Genomic DNA, 17,859 nt, shown 5'->3' with positions numbered 1-17,859 from the left:
TATCGAATTATTGAAAAGCGTTTAACCAAGAAAGACCTTCTTCAGTGGTCGTTTTCGGTTTGTATTCACAGCCCACCCAACCTTGGTAGCCCATTGCGTCAAGTTCTCTCAATACAAAGTCATAATTGATTTCCCCGGTACCTGGCTCATGACGCCCCGGATTGTCAGCCAATTGAATGTGAGAAATTTGCGATAAGTTGTTAGTGATAGTCGGAATTAAGTCGCCTTCCATAATTTGCATGTGATAGATGTCGTATTGCACAGATAAATTCGCACTACCAACTTCTTCAATGATGGATTTCGCTTGTTCTGTGGAATTCAAGAAGAAGCCTGGAATATCACGCGTGTTAATCGCTTCAATCACCAACTTGATGCCTGCCGCTTCCAATTGCTGAGCAGCATAACGAAGGTTGATTACGAACGTTGTTCGCGCGTCTTGCTCAGTCAAACTTGCCGGAACAATGCCTGCCAAGCAGTTGATTTGCTTACAGCCCAGAGTCTGGGCGTAGCTTATCGCTTTGCTCACCCCTTGCTGGAATTCTTCGATGCGGCTTGGGTCGACCGCAATGCCGCGGTCTCCCGCATTCCAGTCACCTGCCGGAAGGTTAAACAAAACCTGCTCTAGATTATTGTCATCCAACACCGACTTAATGGTTTCTGCTGAGAAATCGTAAGGAAACAGATACTCTACTCCGTGAAACCCTGCGTTAGCCGCTTTTTCAAATCGACTCAGAAAGTCGACCTCATTAAACAGCATCGATAGGTTGGCTGCGAATTTTGGCATAATCTTCTCCTTAAGACGGTGAGTTTGACGAATCTAGCGACGACAATGCAGTTGGCGCATCCGTTGCATTTTCAGCTAGTGGTTCAAATTCATTAATAGCGTTGATTTCGACACCCATTGAGATGTTAGTGACACGTTCTAGAATAATTTCAACCACAACAGGGACCTTGTGTTTCGCCATCAGCTCTCTTGCCTGAACGAACGCACCTTGGATGTCTTCTGGCTGCGTTACACGTATCGCTTTACAACCTAACCCTTCCACCACTTTCACGTGGTCAACACCATACCCTTCAAGTTCTGGAGAGTTCTGATTGTCGAACGCAAGCTGCACGCAATAATCGATGTCAAACTGACGTTGTGCCTGACGAATTAGGCCAAGATACGAGTTGTTAACGACTACGTGGATATATGGAAGATTAAACTGCGCACCCACAGCTAACTCTTCAATCATAAATTGGAAGTCATAGTCACCTGATATTGCGACAACATCACGGTTTGGATCCGCAGCTTTCACACCCAGCGCAGCGGGAGCAGTCCACCCTAGAGGACCCGCTTGCCCACAGTTAATCCAGTGGCGTGGCTTGTATACATGAAGGAACTGAGCCGCTGCGATTTGCGATAGACCAATCGTGCTGACGTAACAAGTCTCACGACCGAATGCTTTGTTCATCTCTTCATAAACACGCATTGGTTTAATTGGCGTTTCCGTGAAGTGGGTTTTACGCAACATACTGGATTTGCGCTGCTGGCATTCACCAACCCAAGACGCACGATTAGGTAGAGTGCCTTTTGATGAACGTTCGCGAGCAACATCGACTAACAGTTCCAATGCAGACTTGGCATCCGACACAATACCAAGATCCGGGCAGAATACGCGTCCAATTTGAGTCGGCTCAATGTCTACGTGGACAAACTTGCGGCCTTCGGTATACACATCCAATGAACCTGTGTGACGGTTAGCAAAGCGGTTACCAATACCGAATACAAAATCAGAGTTCAAAAGCGTTTCGTTACCATAGCGGTGTGCCGTCTGAAGACCCACCATACCTGCCATCAACTCGTGATCATCAGGAATAGTACCCCAACCCATCAACGTTGGAATCACCGGCACGCCAGTCAGTTCCGCAAACTGTTGTAGCAATTCTGATGCGCCTGCGTTGATAACACCGCCACCTGAAACAATGACCGGTTTTTCGGCAGCACACAGCATATCGAATGCTTTTTCTGCCTGCTCGCGAGTTGCGGTTGGTTTGTATGCCGCAAGTGGCTCGTAGGTATCGATATCAAATTCGATTTCAGCTAGCTGTACGTCTAGTGGCAAATCGATAAGAACCGGGCCAGGCCTACCTGAACGCATTAAATGAAATGCTTTTTGAAATGCGCGTGGCACTTGAGCGGGCTCTAGTACTGTGGTCGCCCACTTCGTTACTGGTTTGGCAATAGATTCTATATCTACCGCCTGAAAATCTTCTTTATGCAGTCTTGCTCGAGGGGCTTGCCCAGTAATACATAGAATCGGAATCGAGTCCGCCGATGCAGAATAGAGTCCCGTGATCATATCCGTTCCAGCGGGTCCCGATGTACCAATACAAACACCAATATTACCTTGGTTAGTTCGTGTGTAGCCTTCTGCCATGTGTGATGCGCCTTCAACGTGGCGGGCTAACACATGGTCAATACCACCTAGGTGCTTCATCGCCGCATACATGGGGTTGATTGCTGCGCCCGGAACACCAAACGCAATGTCTACTCCCTCTTTCTTTAGTACGGCTACAGCTGCTTCAATTGCCTTCATTTTCGCCATTCTAATATCCCTCTCAGATTGTATACAATTCAAATCCATATTGTGTACTATGAACCATATCCAGAGAATCGCAACCCCAAAATCAACATTTTTGCAACATAGAGTTAAAGCACTAAGTGACCACTTACGCCGTAGTTCCTAACAGATAATGCTTTATATAAAATATCTTTACGTAAAAATATTTTCAGGGAAATTCGATGATAAATTAATGTTAAATACCCTTTGATCATTTGTTTGTTTTCCAATATAAGTAAATACACGGATACAGTTTTGTATACAAAATAAGAAAGTATTGTTTAAAGGAGACGAACAATGGCACTTAATGAAGTTATGGACGCAGCACAAGCAGATTGTCTTAAGGTAATTGGAGATACCCAGTCCACAGCTTATCAAGCGATCCTAAATTCCGACGCCCTAACCTTCCTAGAGACGTTAGTAGCGCACTTTGGTAGTCAACGCACTCAACTGCTACAAGACCGTGAAACCAAACAAGCCGCCTTTGATGCGGGCGAGCTACCAGATTTTCGTAAGGACACTAAATCAATCAGAGATGACAAGAGTTGGAAGGTTAGCCCGCCACCAGCTCCGCTATTAGATCGTCGTGTTGAAATTACCGGTCCTGTTGATAGAAAGATGGTCATTAATGCACTGAATTCCGGTGCAAAAGTGTTTATGTGTTGCTTTGAGGATGCTTCCTCCCCGACCTGGCAAAACATGGTAGAAGGACAAATCAACTTACGTGACGCCAACCTTGGAACCATCAGTTATTACGACGATACCAAAGACAAGCAATACTCATTAAATAGCGACCCAGCACTATTAATTGCCCGACCTCGCGGACTTCATTTACCAGAAAAATCTATTCAATATCAGGGCCAGCCGATTGGCGGGTGCTTGATGGATTTTGCGTTGTATTTCTTCCACAACTATCAGTCTCGAGCAGATAAAGGCTTAGGTGTTTATTACTACATTCCAAAGTTGGAAAGCATGGAAGAAGCGAAATGGTGGGATGACGTCTTTGCCTTTACTGAACGCTACTTCGGGGTACCAACAGGAACAATTCGAGCGACAGTACTTATCGAAACGCTGCCTGCTGTATTCCAAATGGAAGAGATATTGTATGCAATGAAGGACCACATTGTAGCCATGAATTGTGGCCGATGGGACTATATATTCAGCTACATTAAGACGCTAAAGAACCACAAAGACCGAATTTTGCCAGACCGACACGGCATCGGTATGGACCAAGAGTTCCTAAACGCCTACAGCCAACTACTGGTTAAAACCTGTCATGCACGTGGTGCACTTGCGATGGGCGGGATGTCTGCCTTCATTCCGGCCAAAGATCCTGCGGAAATGGAACGTGTAACGGCGAAAGTCATTGAAGATAAAAAACGCGAGTCAAATAACGGTCACGACGGTACGTGGGTAGCGCACCCTGCACTGGTTGACCTTGCGATGTCGGTGTTTGACGAGCAACTTCAGGGGAAAACCAACCAACTTGATTATGTCAGTCCGTCGGAAGACATTGCTGCCGAGACGCTATTGAAACCTTGCGAAGGTACTCGCGATGAAGCGGGTGTACGCAAAAATATTCGTATCGCTCTCTACTACATTGAAGCATGGATACAGGGGCACGGTTGCGTACCAATTTATGGACTGATGGAGGATGCCGCGACGGCAGAGATCTCTCGTGCCAACATCTGGCAGTGGATCCACCACGGTGTCACTCTGGATGATGGCCAAGTCTTTACATCATCACTCTTTCACACTTGGCTCTACCAAGAGCTAAAAACGATTAAACAGGAAGTTGGCGATGCACGTTATGCCGCAGGACGCTTTGATGAAACAGCTGACCTTTTTTATGAGCTTTCTACAGCAAAACAGTTCGCTAACTTCCTGACCCTTCCAAGCTATTCGTTACTTTAACCAAACTGTTGGCAAAGTACGCATAAATCCTGCTGACTTGATTCGAATAAATATTTAAGACAGCAGGTACGAATAGCGCAAGCTATGAGACGAGGAGATAACATGGGAAGTTTAACTCTACAACAAGCACTGACCATTATTGATGGCACATTTGAAGCTGGACTGTCTGACGACTGTGCGCCTTTGACTGTTGCTGTTCTTGATAATGGAGGAAAACTGATTTCTTTGCAGCGACAAGATGGGTCCAGCATGATGCGACCTGATATTGCAATTGCCAAAGCATGGGGCGCATTGGCGTTAGGTTGTTCCTCCCGAAAACTAGCACAAGACGCTGATTCTCGTCCTGCATTTATCTCCGCGGTTAACGTACTTGCCCACGGTAACATGGTTCCCGTTCCGGGCGGACTACTTATTCGAGACGAAGAGAAAAACGTGATTGGGGCTATTGGCGTGAGTGGCGACCTCTCTGATATTGATGAGCGTTGCGCTATTCAAGGGATTAACTGTGCCAACTTATACAGCGATGAGGTAGCCGCTTAACGTATAAGGCCCTAACGAATTAGGGCCTTAATGCTTATTCATATTGGCTTAACCAAGTTTTAAACAACTGATTTGCCTGTTTTTTCTGAGAAGCCGAAAGAGATTTCACCAATCCATCTTGCACTTCGACGTGTTCTTCGATCATTTTATCAATCAGCACTAAGCCATCTTGAGTCAATTGCACCGTAACGCTTCGACGGTCCGCTTTGCTGTGCTCTCTCGAAATTAATCCTTTGGACTCCAACTTATCCAATCTATTGGTCATCGCTCCTGACGTAAGCATCATCGTGTTAATTAGCTCTGACGGCGTTAAACGATAAGGCTTACCGCTACGTCGCAAGGTTGCCAATACATCAAATTCACCAAGTTTTAAGTCGTATTTTTTATGTAAATCCGCCACTTTGGTTTCCATATATTTGGCAATGCGCATTAGCCGCCCCATCATGGCCATAGGTTCTGTGTCGAGCTCAGGCTTCTGTTTTGCCCACTGCTCTACTACGCGATCAATCGCATCCATGTCTTATTCATCCACTGGTTAATCATCAAGAAAAATTAGTTTAACATAAAGATACTTTACAGGCAGCCAATTTGTCGTTAGAGTGTGCGCAAATATCTTAACGTAAAGATAAATTAAATGAACATACTTTTGGCAATGATCCCCGCCTTTTTCTGGGGGACAACTTATGCCGTAACCAAATTCACGCTACCAGATTGGCCACCTATTTTGTTAGGGGCACTGCGAGCACTACCAGCGGGTTTATTACTACTGCTGGTTAAGCCAACTTTACCAAAAAAGGGTGAATGGCAAGTATTACTAACGCTTGGTCTTATCAATATCGCCACCTTCTTTGGTTTGATATTTGTGATGGCGCAAACCTTGCCCTCTGCCATTTCTGGTGTAGGTATGGTTTCGGTGCCTGTCTTTGCAATGTTATATCAGTGGCTGGTAAAAAAACACCGTCCTAGCTGGTCACAAGCATTAAGTGGCTTGGCACTGGTATCACTGGCATTTTTCTTGTTCTCGCCAGGTTCGATCAGCCTTAACCCAGTAGGTTTAGGCGCAATGCTTGCGGCGATTATGTGTATTGTCGCAGGTAGTAGCATCACTAAGTCATTGGGCACTAGAATTCACTGGTGGACAATATTAACTTGGCAGCTAATCTTAGGCGGCGCAATCTTGGCGATTGCTTCAGGCTTTCACTCAGCAATTGCACCGGAAACGTATGTCTCGGTCATCGAGAACTTTGATGGTCGAAACCTGTTTGGTTTAAGTTGGGTCGTTGGTCTCAATACTGCACTCAGTTACGGCATGTACGTTTGGCTTCTACAACGAATGACAGTAGTAGATTTCACTTTCGGTGGTATCGCTAACCCAATCGCCGGTATTGTTTGTGGCCTAATGCTACTGGGTGAGTCGTTCACGCATACTCAATACATACTGATGATAGGTATGATCATTACCTCATTGATCCCACAGATGATCATGGCCGTAAAGCAGCATCGTGTGAGACGACTCGCTAACCGATAGTTCCACGGCCGTAGTTTTTAAATCACAATCAACGCAATGCTCGGTAGTACCTACCGAGCATTGCTGTTTCTTAAGCTAGCACTTTACAAACCGAGTCAGAAACGTACTATATGCGCCTATTTTTGCCGAAAGAGAATCCTTGTGAAACGATTAGTACTGTATGTCTCAGACAAATGCCCTCACTGTAAAGATGCTCAGCGTTATTTGGACAACAAGGGTTATAAATACCGCCTGACCAATGCAAAGATGCAGCGTGGCCGCAAAGAGTTAGATGCGATCGGAGCTCGTTCTCTTCCTGTATTGAAGATTGGTGACCAATATATGGTTGGTTGGAATCCGAAGAATTTCGAACGTATGTACAAAAGCAATTAATCCATCATTTCCTATACTGCCTCTATCAATGTCGGGAGGCAGTATAATATGAATAAGTGGTGGGCTGTTTTAATTGGTTTGGCTAACGCTTGCAGTCATGCAGACAGTTTGGAAGTCTTGGATGAAGCGAGGATCATTAATCAACGGCTGTATTTAGTTCATATTGGCAGTCAGCCTTCGCCGATACACACTTGTTTCGCCACTCAAATTGCCAACCAGACGTTAATCACGCCGGCTCATTGTATCTACGATTATACCTCTCGTAGCTTCTACCCACTCAGAGATATTCGGCTAACCGCTTTATTTGGCCAAGATGAACGTTATGACTTTGCACACGCGACTTCTATAAAGACCGACCACCAGAACGTCGAAAAGATAACAGCGCAAGATGACTGGGCCATTCTGGAAGTGGATTCTCAATTAGGCTGCCACCAGGATATCGCCTCGCTTGTCGACACCTCTTCCATTCAATGGAAAAACGAACCCATTCAATTATTGGTTTATGATCAAGCTCGTGCAGCACTTTCTATCGAAACCTGTTTTGTTGACTCGTCTACTCTGAGCAACATGACCATAAGTCAATGCAGTGATATGACTCAGGTGTTTTCTGGCACACCTCTTTATGTCCAAATAGGTGCGAATATGGCTTTGATTGGTATGGTAACCAATAGACAACAAGACATAAGCCATTCCGTTTATTCCGCAACGTCTATCGGGCAAGTACTCACTCGGCTGCCTGCGTCTAGCACTTGCATCAGAGATGCTTCTTAACAAAATCTATAAAAGTCCTATCAGCACGCGATAAATACCCATCTTTACGCCACGCTAGAGCAAGGTCGACGAACACTGGCGGCGAAAACGATATGCCCTTAAGTTGCGGTTCATGTCCTGTAACCAATTCCAGTAATGCCGTAATGGCAAACTCACGCTTCACTATAGATAGAATCATTGGGAGAAGATTAGTTTCAAACGAAAACTTCGCTTCAATATTACGGCGTTCACACTCCTCATCAATAAAGTCGCGGTGGAAATATCCGGGTTTAAACATCACCAATTCTTCATCGAAAAAATCGTCAAAATCTAATGATTGCTTATTTGCAAATGGGTGGTTTTGACTGACTACCGCTACCATTTCAGAGCGAAAGATTTGGTCGACTTCTAAATCATCGGGCACGTCCGTATTGCGAATAACACCGAGGTCTATATCCCCATGAAGTAACATCTTTCTGATGTCTTGTGTTCCTGCCTCGATAACCGTCATTTTGAGATTAGGATAAGCACTCTTAAATGCCATGACTATTTCTGGAAAAAAATATGACCCCATCATACTTGGTGTCCCCAAACGGACTTCGCCCTTTAATAACCCTTTCATCTCATCAATGGCTAGGCTGGCATCATCAATTTGGCGCAGAACTTTCTGAGCATGAGGCAATAGCACTCGGCCTTCCTGTGTCAGCATCACTTGTTTATCGACACGAGAAAAAAGCTGCACACCTAACTGTTGTTCAAACTTCTTGATAGAAATACTCAGTGCAGGCTGAGCAATGGCGACCGCTTGGGCTGCTCGGGTAAAGTTTTGGTGTTCTGCGACGGCAAGAAAGTGCTTAAGTTGTTTAATATCCATATTAATAAAATATATCGAAACTATAGCTTTAATATATTTCATTAATCCATATTTGAGTGCTAACTTGGTCACATAAGCATCGTTTAGTTATAGAGAATCAGGTTGTGATAGAGCTGCATACGAAACAATACCAACAGATAACTTGGGCATTAGCCCTCGGCTCCTTTTTGGTGTTTTGTAATCTATATATCTTCCAACCAATCCTACCGCAGCTTGCTATACACTTTTCAGTCTCAGAAACTGAGATAAACTGGGTGTTCGCTGCTTCTACGCTAGGGCTGTCGGTATGTTTAGTTCCTTGGGCTATTACTTCGGAGAGCTTAGGCCGACGGTTCGTTATGCTCGCAGGTTTATTTGCGATTCCTGTTATCGGTTATTTGATGTTGTTAACCGATAACTTATCGACACTCGTGTTTCTGCGAGCTTGTATGGGAGTATCCTTAGCAGCATTTGCCTCAGTAGCCGTCGCTTATATGGTTGAGGAGTTATCCAGTGAAGCCTTTACTCGAGCGATCGGCGGCTATATCGCGGCCAACTCACTAGGTGGTATTGCCGGGCGTGTGGCCGGCGGTATACTCACAGGCTACTTTGATTGGCATACGGCGGTGCTGATTATCTCCAGCTTTACATTAGTTTGCGTCATCATCGTCGCCTTGCTATTGCCGAAGCAGCAACATTTCAAACCTACGCGTGGCCTTTTCTTTCATCATAACCGAGCCCTGTTAACTCACGTTTCAACACCGATAGTTTGGGTTGCAATGATTATCGGCGGTATTAACTTTGCACTCTTTGTCAATCTATACTCTGTTATGGGATTTAGATTGGTGGCGGATCCGCACAATCTACCGGTCACGTTATCTGCTTTGATCTTCCTTTGCTACTTAGCAGGGACGGTTTCTTCCAAATGGACTGGCAAATGGCGCGCTCATTTCTCGCCAACTCTTGGAATGGCACTAGGCACTACACTCAGCTTACTCGGTATGCTAGTCGCTATAATAGAGAGCATCCCTGCCATGTTGGTCGGGCTACTTCTCATCAGTGGCGGTGCGTTTTTTACTCACACATTGGCGTACGCATGGGTTAGTCAGAAAGCGACTACTGCCAAAGCAACGGCTACCGCACTTTATCTTGTGCATTATTACGTAGGTGGAAGTATTGGTGGTTTCTTCTTACTGTACTGTTGGCAACACGGTAAATGGACTTCTGTGGTTGAAGGTGGATTAGTCTTATACCTTGCTCTGTTTGCATTATGTTGGAAACTTGCCAAGCTAGATCGAGCAGAGCAAACTACGGCACTTGTCGCAGACTCTCGTTAAATCCTCTCCTAAACTTTCCTTTACCGTTGGGCACATACTAACCAACGGTAATCAATATTAATGTAAGTAACAAATAACGTTAATAACTTTTCTCGTTACAAACCTTAACTAATTGTTTAAGGTTTATTTACTTTGTGGCTATCCAACAACTCACAGAGTTATTAACGAACTACACCGTTAATATTAATGCTAACATTCTACACGAATCCGTGTATTAGCCCTCTAACAAACTTCCATGAAAAATTGTTAGAGGGTTCTTTTTAAAATATGAAATCACAAGATCGATCAATTGAAGGTTATGTACAACAAGGGCTATTAAAACCATTAGCTAAATAAGTTAAAAATCGTTTAATAATATAATCACAATAACAGTAAAAATAGTTAATTAATCAACAAACCATGTCAGCCTATATAATCAAAATTAACATAAAACGAAGATTTTATGAGAGGTAAACAATGGGACGCGCTACAGCACAACGCAAACCTTTCCAAATTCTTACCAATCCTGATATAGAGAGCTTATTGGGCGAGAATGCCTCACCTCTATTCCCCGACGGGACGCTATTCATAAACCGAAAAGTGAGCAAAGTGTATTGGTGTGTCGTATCTAACGGTGATTTGATGTCATTTGGAGGGCATGTGGGGCGGAGTAAGAAAGCCTCGTCGCATAAGCTGTTGACAAGGTTAAGCGGTGACTTTGTTGGTGGTTGGTTCTTGTGTCATGACATTAAAGTCATCTATACCGGGAATATCTCTCAACACCAACCTATCACTGAAATAATTAAACATCGCAAGGTCTTTCGTAAAAGGCAAGTTCCCGTAATGGAACCGACTATAAGAACCTTGAAAGATGTTAGGTGTGCAAAAGATCTATGAAAATTAAGAATAAAGAAACCAAACATGACCAATAACAATATTCAAGTATTCTCTTTTTTCTCGTTATGTTTAGTTAACAGTTGGCTAATGCAAGAACAACCATCTTATTTTTCTGTAACAAGAACATCTAGGTATTAGCTATGAACACACTAACAATAAATGAACTATATGACCGTTTGAAGGAAAAAAAGGTCGAGTCTGTATGCTCTCAATGTGGCTCTGAATATTGGCGAACACCAAGAATCAACAGTCGCTATTCAAATATTTCTGCTCTACCAGATACCATCTATACGGTGACTATGGGCAACATTGAATATGTTCATCTCTGTTGTGATCAGTGCGGCTTTACTCGTTTTTTCTCAAAAGCGCTACTTTTTAGCCAGTAGCGGCACAACAAGATGGATAAGGAAACGCTCGCTCTCATCCTACTTTTATTTTCTGCCTGCGCTGTCGCGACGACAACGTATTACTTGCTCAATGCTTGTTGATATGGCACGCATAGTGAAGTTTTTAGGCCACCCGGTCACAAAGACCCTACTAAAGGTCTGCACTACTGACGGTATTGAGCGTCTGGCCATTGCGATGATGTGGGTCTGCTTTCTTCTACTGGTAGCCCCTGCGTTTCTCAGTCTCATGGAATTACTCATTTAAGGATATTTTTTGTTTTTAAGCGATTACAAGTGTCAATCAAACAAAGACAAACAAGGAGGAAGTACCTATGAAAAAACTGCTATTTCTAGCTCTATCACTAGCTGCTCCGCTAGCCTTCGCTTATACAGTCAAGTACGACTATGAGTTTAAAAATGGTGATCATCGCATTTGCCATTACGATGACAACGGTCGTGACTACGTCGTTGAAGTCCCACTGTCGAAGTCTTGTCCTGCGGAGGTAGAAAGAAAATCCGATTAACGATAAAAGCCATCTTATAAAAGATGGCTTTATACTTTGTTGATTCAAAGATACATTTCGAATTCGATGCTGTAAGTGTTATTTACGCTCTTTTGGTGACATCTAGATGTAAGCCCAATTGCTTAGCCATACTAAGTTCGTTTCGTTCAACAATCTCTTCGATTATTTTACCTTCATCATTGAAACGGAAATAGGTAAGGCTAGTCCATGTCACGTCTTTCCCCGACACATCAAAACCCATCCAAGTATTCGAATTTTCGGCTTTATGTGTTAACGCCACGACCACTTGATCTTCTGCCTCGACAACTCGTTGAAATGTTGTTTTCACACTTTCATACCGTTCAGTAACGCAAGATTTGAGCTTAGCTTCAAACTCCTCAAGCCCCCGTAATATTGTTCCACAGTCTGGTCTATAGATCAGGGCATCCAGCGCAAAATACTCGCCTACACGCTCTGTTGCTTTTCCATCAACACAAAATTCAAAATAGTCTTTAATCGTTTGAATTTGTTTACTTGCCATCTCTATTCTCCTTTATTTTACCTTTGTTTTTATTGTCATTTTATTAGTAATAGTAGATTTGAATAGACTGTAAAAGGTGGATAGGATGTCAACAATTAGTAAACAATGAGAATAACCATGAATCTACTGACACTCATACGTTCGTATATCAGTACTGTTGAAGAGGGCAGCTTCACCGGTGCTTCAAAACAATTAGGTGTATCCAAGTCATTGGTTAGCAGGAACATTCGTGATCTAGAAAATCATCTAGGCACGCGATTAATGAATCGTTCAACTAAAACACTGTCTTTAACCGATGCAGGTAAACACTACTACCTTGAGTCAAACATTTTAGTGACTAAGTTGGATACGCTGAACGACAGCATTAGGCACGATAGTGATGCAATGTCAGGTACGTTGAACGTTCTCGCACCGAATGGTCTTACCGAGATCATGTTAATGCCATTCATCTGCGAATTTTGTGCTAGGTATCCAGAGGTTCAAGTTAGCCTGCAGCTTGATGACGGAGTAAACGACATCTCTTCGCAAGGCTATGACGTCGCCATCCGCTCGGGTAACTTGGTCAGACAAGACCTAGACCTTATTGCTACAAAACTCACTGAAAACCAATGCATTGTCTGTGCGTCACCACAATATTTGCAAAATCATGAGCCGCTTCTGCATCCGATAGACTTGTTATCTCATCGGGTAGTTGAAGACCCAAATCTGAAAAACTATTCTCTATGGCGTTTTCGCAAGGGCATAGAAGAATACGATATTGAGGTTTCGCCTTCCATCTCGGTCAATAGTGTTCAAGCCATTAAGGCGGCACTACTCAACCACTTTGGTGTCGCTATGCTCCCAAGAGAGTTGGCTAGAGAAGAAATCAGTGATGGCAAACTCATCGAAGTACTCAGCCACTACCAATTACAAAAGCGGGCAGTGTTTGCACTCTATCGAGAACGAGTTAATACGCCTCGAAAAGTCAAAACATTCATTGAAGAACTTAGAGCTTTCTTGATGCTTTGACTATGATTGACAGTGATCCAAAATAGTTTCAAATCAGCCTCAACTGCATTAGCATGTGGCTAACCGACGCTTTGATCCAATGGATTTGAGCATCATCTCCCTTCAGCTGATGGTTTTTTGGTGCCTCAGCTTAAGCAACTGAATAGCAACAATGCGTTGATTACGAAGATATATGAAAGAAATTAGACCCTTACGTGAAGAAGTAGTAAAGATCGAGCAACGAGTTCAACAGTGGCTAAAAGATGTGGTTATTGGTTTAAACCTTTGCCCTTTTGCAGCCAAACCTGAAAGAAACAAGCAAATCAAAACCTTTGTTAGTCTGGCCGATAATGAAGAAGGTCTATTAGAAGATATTCTGGGCGAACTGATGTTATTGGAACAAACCGAAGCAAGTGATCTCGAGACCACATTGGTTGTAGTTCCGAATATGCTTGAAGACTTCATGGACTATAACTTCTTTATTGATTGGGTCGAAGCACTTATCAAACAAAATGATTGGGAAGGCATCTACCAAGTCGCCACATTCCATCCAGATTACTGTTTTGGTGGCGCAGAACCAGAAGACCCTGAAAATCTGACCAATCGTTCTCCCTACCCTATCTTCCACCTTATTCGAGAAGAAAGTATGGAGCGAGTGCTAAAGCATTACCCGAATCCGGAAGCGATCCCAGATAATAATATTGACCGCGTCAGTGCTCTAAATGAATCGGAAAGAAAGCAATTGTTCCCATATCTATTTGGTCACTGATCAAATTCAAGCTCTGCTCAAGTCAACCTTACATTGCGATTTTAGTCGTATCGAAACCGTTAACTCAGTGGTAGTTTCACCTTAATTGATTTGATGAGACTACCACCATGAAACCTTGGATTAAATTTATCCCTTTGATTCTGCTTGTCACGTATTTTGTGACCTACGACATCATGGATCAAATGGGGCATGACAACCCAGCCCAAACTACGGCTCAAGTAGAGTCAACGAAGTGATTTGCCTGCCCACTATGCTCTTTGTTTAGTGGGCGAACTTTTCCACTTATAAACGTCATACAATTCTGACAAGTCTTTGCTTTGTAGTATCCACGCCCACTGATACACTACATCCATCCTTAAGGCTCAATTCATTCAGCATTTTAATATGAGTTTATCTCTAACTATCTACAATACTGTTGGAGAAACAGGCATCGAACTTGCCACCTTTTCTAACGCTTGCTCCGAGAGCATTCTCGCCCAATGGAATGCCATCCCAACAGCAAACCAAGTCATGCCTCACTACCTCGTGCTTTTAGATGACAAAGAACATGTGAATAGTAAGTTTATTACCCAAAGAGATGTGTATCAGTTATTAGAGCTATGGGGCAACTTCGATGACTTTTATGCTGAACTGCCTACTGGCAGGTGACATTCTCAACATGAACCTACACTTAGATAATGGCCATTCGGCTGCGTTATTGAGTACAAGATGTTAAAAGGCCACCTCGAAAGGTGGCCTTTAGGTACGACGACTCGGGACCCTAATTCCGAAACGACGTTTTCCAAAAAGTACGTGTACTTTCTGAAACTGGTGCGCGATCTCTACCCTTACTAAACATACAAATCGTGCAAAATCCGTGCAGACAGCGGTTATTTTAAGTACTTAACCAACTGAATTTATTGAAAGAGTATCGTCTATAACTCTGAATTTCAATATCATCCAGATGCTATTTTCTCGTTTCATCATAATCTACGAATTTTAAACTTACATTAAGAATATAGTTCTTAAAGTAGCGAACGTTCAGATGGTTTGATAGGATCGTAAAACCTATACCAAAAGACAGAAATCGATGAAATTAACCAAACTTACCCAAGAGATTTTCGATCACCTTTATCGTGATATCACTGAGTTCCGTACTACATTTGACCTACCAGTAAATGATGCAAATTCTCTAGATGATGCAGCGGATACTTTGCATAGCTCTCTTGCTATCGAAGAAATGACTGAGTTGGCGGAAGCTGACAGCAAAGTAGAACAAGCGGACGCGATCATCGATTCTGTTTATGTCTTAATGGGCCGCTTAGTGCACCTTGGCGACAGCAAGGTAGAAGACAACGTAGCTATCAGTTACCTTATTGAGCTTCTACTGCATGTAGCAGCCAACCGCGACATCGACTTCATTAAGTGCTGGGATGAAATCCACTCTAGTAACATGAGCAAAGTGTGCCGCAATGAGCAAGAGTATGCGGAGACTGAAGCGCACTACGCGAAGCAAGGCATTGCCCTAATGGCCGTTCAAAAAGGCGAATACATCATCGCAAAATGTGCTGAAGATTTCGTTTCTGAAGCAAAAACAATTCGTAAAGGCAAAGTACTTAAATCCGTCTATTACCGCCCTGCAGATCTAACTCCTTTGGTGTAAACCGAATAACTCTCTTTAAATGGCTATCCTTGCGATAGCCATTTTTTTCTCTTAGAGTCATTCACCCATTCGTTTTATTTCTACCTATCAAAACTGGAAGTTATGATTGAGCATCTATGCACATAACGAGATGAGCGTACAATGCCAGCCATTCGATACCAAGGCAAAAACTAATGCAAGTTTATAAAAACTAACGCAAGTTTAATGCCTTAGCGCTATCGAATAACTCTTGTCGGCGCTCTCCCAAGCGTCACAGCTATACGCAGACAGATTGAGGCATCTTTGCCTTTTTGAAGTCAACACAGCATTGGTCACGGCATGTAAGTAATTACACGATTACTCACTGCGACTAGGTATCGTCCCAGATATCTGGTTGTGACTACAAAATCCCAAAAATGAACGCTCGGCGACAGCCGAAACAAGAAGAACTTAGGTTCTAAACGACAAACTCGTACTTGCGCTCGCGCAAAACGAAATTGGCTTTTTACAATTTAATAATTAGGACAGAACTCATTTATATGGCAGTTTTTAGTAAAGAAGAGTGGTTTAGTAACATCAGCAACGATCTCTTAGCAGGCATTGTTGTTGCCCTAGCATTGATTCCAGAGGCCATTGCCTTTTCGATTATTGCAGGATTGGATCCTAAAGTAGGCTTGTATGCCTCGTTTAGTATCTGTGTCGTCATCGCTTTTACCGGCGCAAGACCGGGCATGGTCTCAGCGGCAACAGGAGCCATGGCTTTATTGATGACCTCTTTGGTTAAAAACCACGGTTTGGATTACCTTTTAGCAGCTACCCTGTTAACTGGAGTGATGCAGTATGTGATTGGTTGGCTTAAACTGGGCAACCTGATGCGATTTATCGCAAAGTCGATCATTACGGGGTTTATCAATGCGCTGGCCATTTTGATCTTCATGGCACAGTTGCCTGAGTTGACCGATGTGACATGGCACGTGTACGCACTGACACTAGCAGGACTAGGCATCATCTATTTGCTTCCTTTGATCCCCAAAATTGGCAAGGCGTTACCCTCTCCTTTGGTGTGTATTGTCACAATTACCCTAATCAGTACCTACCTAGGTTTTGACGTCAGAACCGTTGGTGATATGGGTGAACTGCCTAATACTTTGCCAGTGTTCTTGCTACCTGACATTCCATTTAACTTAGAAACGCTGCAAATCATCTTCCCGTATTCACTTGCCTTGGCAGTGGTTGGCGTGTTGGAGTCACTAATGACAGCCACCATCATTGACGATTACACCGATTCAACCAGTGATAAGAACAGAGAGTGCAAGGGTCAAGGTATTGCCAACATAATTTCGGGGTTACTCGGCGGCATGGCTGGTTGTGCCATGATTGGTCAGTCTATGGTTAACATGAAATCAGGAGGAAGAACTCGACTTTCCACCTTATTTGCCGGCGTTGCATTGCTAGTAATGGTGGTCTTTCTCGGCGACTTCTTGAAACAAATCCCAATGGCTGCGCTTGTCGCTGTGATGATTATGGTTTCCATTTCCACCTTCTCTTGGAAATCTCTGGTCGAGATAAAACATCACCCACTTCAATCCAATGTCATCATGCTGGCAACAGTGGTATCCGTGGTTATGACACATAATCTCGCCATTGGCGTGCTAGTTGGCGTACTTTTGGCGTCCGTCTTTTACGCCAATGCCAGTATCTCCATCATGGATGTAGTCGACGAAGTGATTGTTGATGGAGAGCATATTACCCATAAGGTTCATGGGCAGATTTTCTTTGCATCAGCCTACGACTTTCTTGATATGTTTAGTTATGACAATGACCATCCTGTGGTCACAATCGACTTATCAGATGCTCACTTTTGGGATATTACCGCGGTAGATGCCTTAGATAGAGTGGTTTTACGTTTTTCTAAACTTGGTAATCAAGTTGAGGTCATTGGGATGAACCCTCAAACCGAAGCTCTGGTGAAAAAATACGGTAAATATGATAACCCTAACTTTTTAACAATGACATTTGGTCACTAATCATCAATGGGAGAATTTATAATGAGCTTACGTTATGACGAAGAACTCGCTGCCTATTTTGGTGATGAAGATATGAAGTTAGATCGCCTTTTATACTTACTGGAGCAAACTCGGAGATATGAATCAAGATTGTACTGGATGAAACTGAAAGTGATGGTTTTGGGGATCGCTATTCCATCCATTTTATCCATTGTTGCGCTTATCGTTACTCTCTACCACTAATGTTAACCCTTAAGTTCAATCATTAAGCTA

Annotated in this window: 21 protein-coding genes; 16 read left to right on the top strand and 5 right to left on the bottom strand. The window is 43.3% G+C overall.

Going from position 1 to position 17,859, the window contains the following annotated elements:
* Positions 1 to 7 precede the first annotated feature (7 nt).
* Positions 8 to 784: a hydroxypyruvate isomerase gene (gene hyi / locus AWH66_RS07855; RefSeq protein WP_063605399.1), complete on the bottom strand. Its 777-nt coding sequence runs from the start codon at positions 782 to 784 to the stop codon at positions 8 to 10.
* Between the two features lie 10 nt (positions 785 to 794).
* The gene (gcl, locus tag AWH66_RS07850) at positions 795 to 2,588 is read right to left on the bottom strand and encodes a glyoxylate carboligase (protein ID WP_063605400.1); all 1,794 of its coding nucleotides are present in this window, start codon (positions 2,586 to 2,588) and stop codon (positions 795 to 797) included.
* A 330-nt stretch (positions 2,589 to 2,918) separates the two neighbouring features.
* Here gcl and aceB point away from each other — a divergent pair, with 330 nt between their 5' ends.
* Both aceB and AWH66_RS07840 read left to right on the top strand, forming a co-directional pair.
* On the top strand, positions 2,919 to 4,517 hold the full coding sequence (gene aceB / locus AWH66_RS07845; protein ID WP_420882861.1) for a malate synthase A: 1,599 nt from the start codon (positions 2,919 to 2,921) through the stop codon (positions 4,515 to 4,517).
* A 102-nt stretch (positions 4,518 to 4,619) separates the two neighbouring features.
* Positions 4,620 to 5,057, top strand: coding sequence for a GlcG/HbpS family heme-binding protein (locus AWH66_RS07840; RefSeq protein WP_006070593.1), 438 nt, complete (start codon positions 4,620 to 4,622; stop codon positions 5,055 to 5,057).
* Between the two features lie 34 nt (positions 5,058 to 5,091).
* Here the strand turns inward: AWH66_RS07840 and AWH66_RS07835 are convergent, their stop codons facing one another.
* Positions 5,092 to 5,574, bottom strand: a complete 483-nt coding sequence (locus AWH66_RS07835) for a MarR family winged helix-turn-helix transcriptional regulator (RefSeq protein WP_006070592.1) — start codon at positions 5,572 to 5,574, stop codon at positions 5,092 to 5,094.
* 117 nt (positions 5,575 to 5,691) lie between these two features.
* On the opposite strand from AWH66_RS07835, the gene AWH66_RS07830 reads away from it, so the two are divergent.
* From AWH66_RS07830 to AWH66_RS07820, 3 genes are all read left to right on the top strand, one after another.
* Positions 5,692 to 6,585, top strand: a complete 894-nt coding sequence (locus tag AWH66_RS07830) for a DMT family transporter (RefSeq protein WP_063605402.1) — start codon at positions 5,692 to 5,694, stop codon at positions 6,583 to 6,585.
* 141 nt (positions 6,586 to 6,726) lie between these two features.
* Positions 6,727 to 6,957: a glutaredoxin family protein gene (locus AWH66_RS07825; RefSeq protein WP_063605403.1), complete on the top strand. Its 231-nt coding sequence runs from the start codon at positions 6,727 to 6,729 to the stop codon at positions 6,955 to 6,957.
* A gap of 48 nt (positions 6,958 to 7,005) precedes the next feature.
* A complete protein-coding gene (locus AWH66_RS07820) occupies positions 7,006 to 7,728 on the top strand; it encodes a hypothetical protein (RefSeq protein ID WP_063605404.1) in 723 nt (240 codons plus the stop codon).
* Here AWH66_RS07820 and AWH66_RS07815 read toward each other — a convergent pair.
* Entirely contained in the window at positions 7,712 to 8,581 is an 870-nt protein-coding gene (locus tag AWH66_RS07815; RefSeq protein ID WP_063605802.1) for a LysR family transcriptional regulator, read from the bottom strand. The two genes, AWH66_RS07820 and AWH66_RS07815, sit on opposite strands and share 17 nt — an antisense overlap.
* Before the next feature lie 104 nt (positions 8,582 to 8,685).
* On the opposite strand from AWH66_RS07815, the gene AWH66_RS07810 reads away from it, so the two are divergent.
* The 4 genes from AWH66_RS07810 (at position 8,686) to AWH66_RS07800 (ending at position 11,683) form a co-directional block, all read left to right on the top strand.
* Entirely contained in the window at positions 8,686 to 9,897 is a 1,212-nt protein-coding gene (locus tag AWH66_RS07810; protein ID WP_063605405.1) for an MFS transporter, read from the top strand.
* Positions 9,898 to 10,353: 456 nt separating this feature from the next.
* Positions 10,354 to 10,773 (top strand): hypothetical protein, encoded by a 420-nt coding sequence (locus tag AWH66_RS07805; RefSeq protein ID WP_063605406.1) that lies wholly within the window; start codon positions 10,354 to 10,356, stop codon positions 10,771 to 10,773.
* A gap of 140 nt (positions 10,774 to 10,913) precedes the next feature.
* Positions 10,914 to 11,159, top strand: coding sequence for a hypothetical protein (locus AWH66_RS25650; protein ID WP_143081480.1), 246 nt, complete (start codon positions 10,914 to 10,916; stop codon positions 11,157 to 11,159).
* A 332-nt stretch (positions 11,160 to 11,491) separates the two neighbouring features.
* Positions 11,492 to 11,683: a hypothetical protein gene (locus AWH66_RS07800; protein ID WP_063605407.1), complete on the top strand. Its 192-nt coding sequence runs from the start codon at positions 11,492 to 11,494 to the stop codon at positions 11,681 to 11,683.
* An 82-nt stretch (positions 11,684 to 11,765) separates the two neighbouring features.
* On the opposite strand, the gene AWH66_RS07795 is transcribed toward AWH66_RS07800, so the two are convergent.
* A complete protein-coding gene (locus AWH66_RS07795; RefSeq protein ID WP_063605408.1) occupies positions 11,766 to 12,203 on the bottom strand; it encodes an ester cyclase in 438 nt (145 codons plus the stop codon).
* A 117-nt stretch (positions 12,204 to 12,320) separates the two neighbouring features.
* Between AWH66_RS07795 and AWH66_RS07790 the strand changes: the two genes are divergently transcribed.
* The 7 genes from AWH66_RS07790 (at position 12,321) to AWH66_RS07765 (ending at position 17,829) form a co-directional block, all read left to right on the top strand.
* A complete protein-coding gene (locus tag AWH66_RS07790; protein ID WP_063605409.1) occupies positions 12,321 to 13,211 on the top strand; it encodes a LysR family transcriptional regulator in 891 nt (296 codons plus the stop codon).
* Positions 13,212 to 13,383: 172 nt separating this feature from the next.
* Entirely contained in the window at positions 13,384 to 13,959 is a 576-nt protein-coding gene (locus AWH66_RS07785) for a DUF1415 domain-containing protein (protein ID WP_063605410.1), read from the top strand.
* A gap of 107 nt (positions 13,960 to 14,066) precedes the next feature.
* Entirely contained in the window at positions 14,067 to 14,195 is a 129-nt protein-coding gene (locus AWH66_RS26210) for a hypothetical protein (protein WP_268679200.1), read from the top strand.
* A gap of 148 nt (positions 14,196 to 14,343) precedes the next feature.
* Entirely contained in the window at positions 14,344 to 14,607 is a 264-nt protein-coding gene (locus AWH66_RS07780; protein ID WP_063605411.1) for a hypothetical protein, read from the top strand.
* Positions 14,608 to 15,028: 421 nt separating this feature from the next.
* The gene (locus AWH66_RS07775) at positions 15,029 to 15,601 is read left to right on the top strand and encodes a nucleoside triphosphate pyrophosphohydrolase family protein (RefSeq protein WP_063605412.1); all 573 of its coding nucleotides are present in this window, start codon (positions 15,029 to 15,031) and stop codon (positions 15,599 to 15,601) included.
* Positions 15,602 to 16,119: 518 nt separating this feature from the next.
* A complete protein-coding gene (locus tag AWH66_RS07770) occupies positions 16,120 to 17,607 on the top strand; it encodes a SulP family inorganic anion transporter (RefSeq protein ID WP_063605413.1) in 1,488 nt (495 codons plus the stop codon).
* Positions 17,608 to 17,628: 21 nt separating this feature from the next.
* Positions 17,629 to 17,829, top strand: a complete 201-nt coding sequence (locus AWH66_RS07765) for a hypothetical protein (RefSeq protein WP_063605414.1) — start codon at positions 17,629 to 17,631, stop codon at positions 17,827 to 17,829.
* Positions 17,830 to 17,859 lie beyond the last annotated feature (30 nt).

Source organism: Vibrio barjaei, from assembly GCF_001639065.2.
In the GTDB taxonomy this organism is placed as follows: domain Bacteria; phylum Pseudomonadota; class Gammaproteobacteria; order Enterobacterales; family Vibrionaceae; genus Vibrio; species Vibrio barjaei.
Note: the sequence above shows the minus strand (reverse complement) of the source record. Positions and strands in the feature narration are given on the sequence as shown.

What these genes read in the sequence shown, in the direction of transcription:
- hyi (WP_063605399.1), bottom strand. Translation starts at nt 784, where the DNA reads ATGCCAAAATTCGCAGCCAACCTATCGATGCTGTTTAATGAGGTCGAC.
- gcl (WP_063605400.1), bottom strand. Translation starts at nt 2,588, where the DNA reads ATGGCGAAAATGAAGGCAATTGAAGCAGCTGTAGCCGTACTAAAGAAA.
- aceB (WP_420882861.1), top strand. Translation starts at nt 2,919, where the DNA reads ATGGACGCAGCACAAGCAGATTGTCTTAAGGTAATTGGAGATACCCAG.
- AWH66_RS07840 (WP_006070593.1), top strand. Translation starts at nt 4,620, where the DNA reads ATGGGAAGTTTAACTCTACAACAAGCACTGACCATTATTGATGGCACA.
- AWH66_RS07835 (WP_006070592.1), bottom strand. Translation starts at nt 5,574, where the DNA reads ATGGATGCGATTGATCGCGTAGTAGAGCAGTGGGCAAAACAGAAGCCT.
- AWH66_RS07830 (WP_063605402.1), top strand. Translation starts at nt 5,692, where the DNA reads ATGAACATACTTTTGGCAATGATCCCCGCCTTTTTCTGGGGGACAACT.
- AWH66_RS07820 (WP_063605404.1), top strand. Translation starts at nt 7,006, where the DNA reads ATGAATAAGTGGTGGGCTGTTTTAATTGGTTTGGCTAACGCTTGCAGT.
- AWH66_RS07815 (WP_063605802.1), bottom strand. Translation starts at nt 8,581, where the DNA reads ATGGATATTAAACAACTTAAGCACTTTCTTGCCGTCGCAGAACACCAA.
- AWH66_RS07805 (WP_063605406.1), top strand. Translation starts at nt 10,354, where the DNA reads ATGGGACGCGCTACAGCACAACGCAAACCTTTCCAAATTCTTACCAAT.
- AWH66_RS25650 (WP_143081480.1), top strand. Translation starts at nt 10,914, where the DNA reads ATGAACACACTAACAATAAATGAACTATATGACCGTTTGAAGGAAAAA.
- AWH66_RS07800 (WP_063605407.1), top strand. Translation starts at nt 11,492, where the DNA reads ATGAAAAAACTGCTATTTCTAGCTCTATCACTAGCTGCTCCGCTAGCC.
- AWH66_RS07795 (WP_063605408.1), bottom strand. Translation starts at nt 12,203, where the DNA reads ATGGCAAGTAAACAAATTCAAACGATTAAAGACTATTTTGAATTTTGT.
- AWH66_RS07790 (WP_063605409.1), top strand. Translation starts at nt 12,321, where the DNA reads ATGAATCTACTGACACTCATACGTTCGTATATCAGTACTGTTGAAGAG.
- AWH66_RS07785 (WP_063605410.1), top strand. Translation starts at nt 13,384, where the DNA reads ATGAAAGAAATTAGACCCTTACGTGAAGAAGTAGTAAAGATCGAGCAA.
- AWH66_RS26210 (WP_268679200.1), top strand. Translation starts at nt 14,067, where the DNA reads ATGAAACCTTGGATTAAATTTATCCCTTTGATTCTGCTTGTCACGTAT.
- AWH66_RS07780 (WP_063605411.1), top strand. Translation starts at nt 14,344, where the DNA reads ATGAGTTTATCTCTAACTATCTACAATACTGTTGGAGAAACAGGCATC.
- AWH66_RS07775 (WP_063605412.1), top strand. Translation starts at nt 15,029, where the DNA reads ATGAAATTAACCAAACTTACCCAAGAGATTTTCGATCACCTTTATCGT.
- AWH66_RS07770 (WP_063605413.1), top strand. Translation starts at nt 16,120, where the DNA reads ATGGCAGTTTTTAGTAAAGAAGAGTGGTTTAGTAACATCAGCAACGAT.
- AWH66_RS07765 (WP_063605414.1), top strand. Translation starts at nt 17,629, where the DNA reads ATGAGCTTACGTTATGACGAAGAACTCGCTGCCTATTTTGGTGATGAA.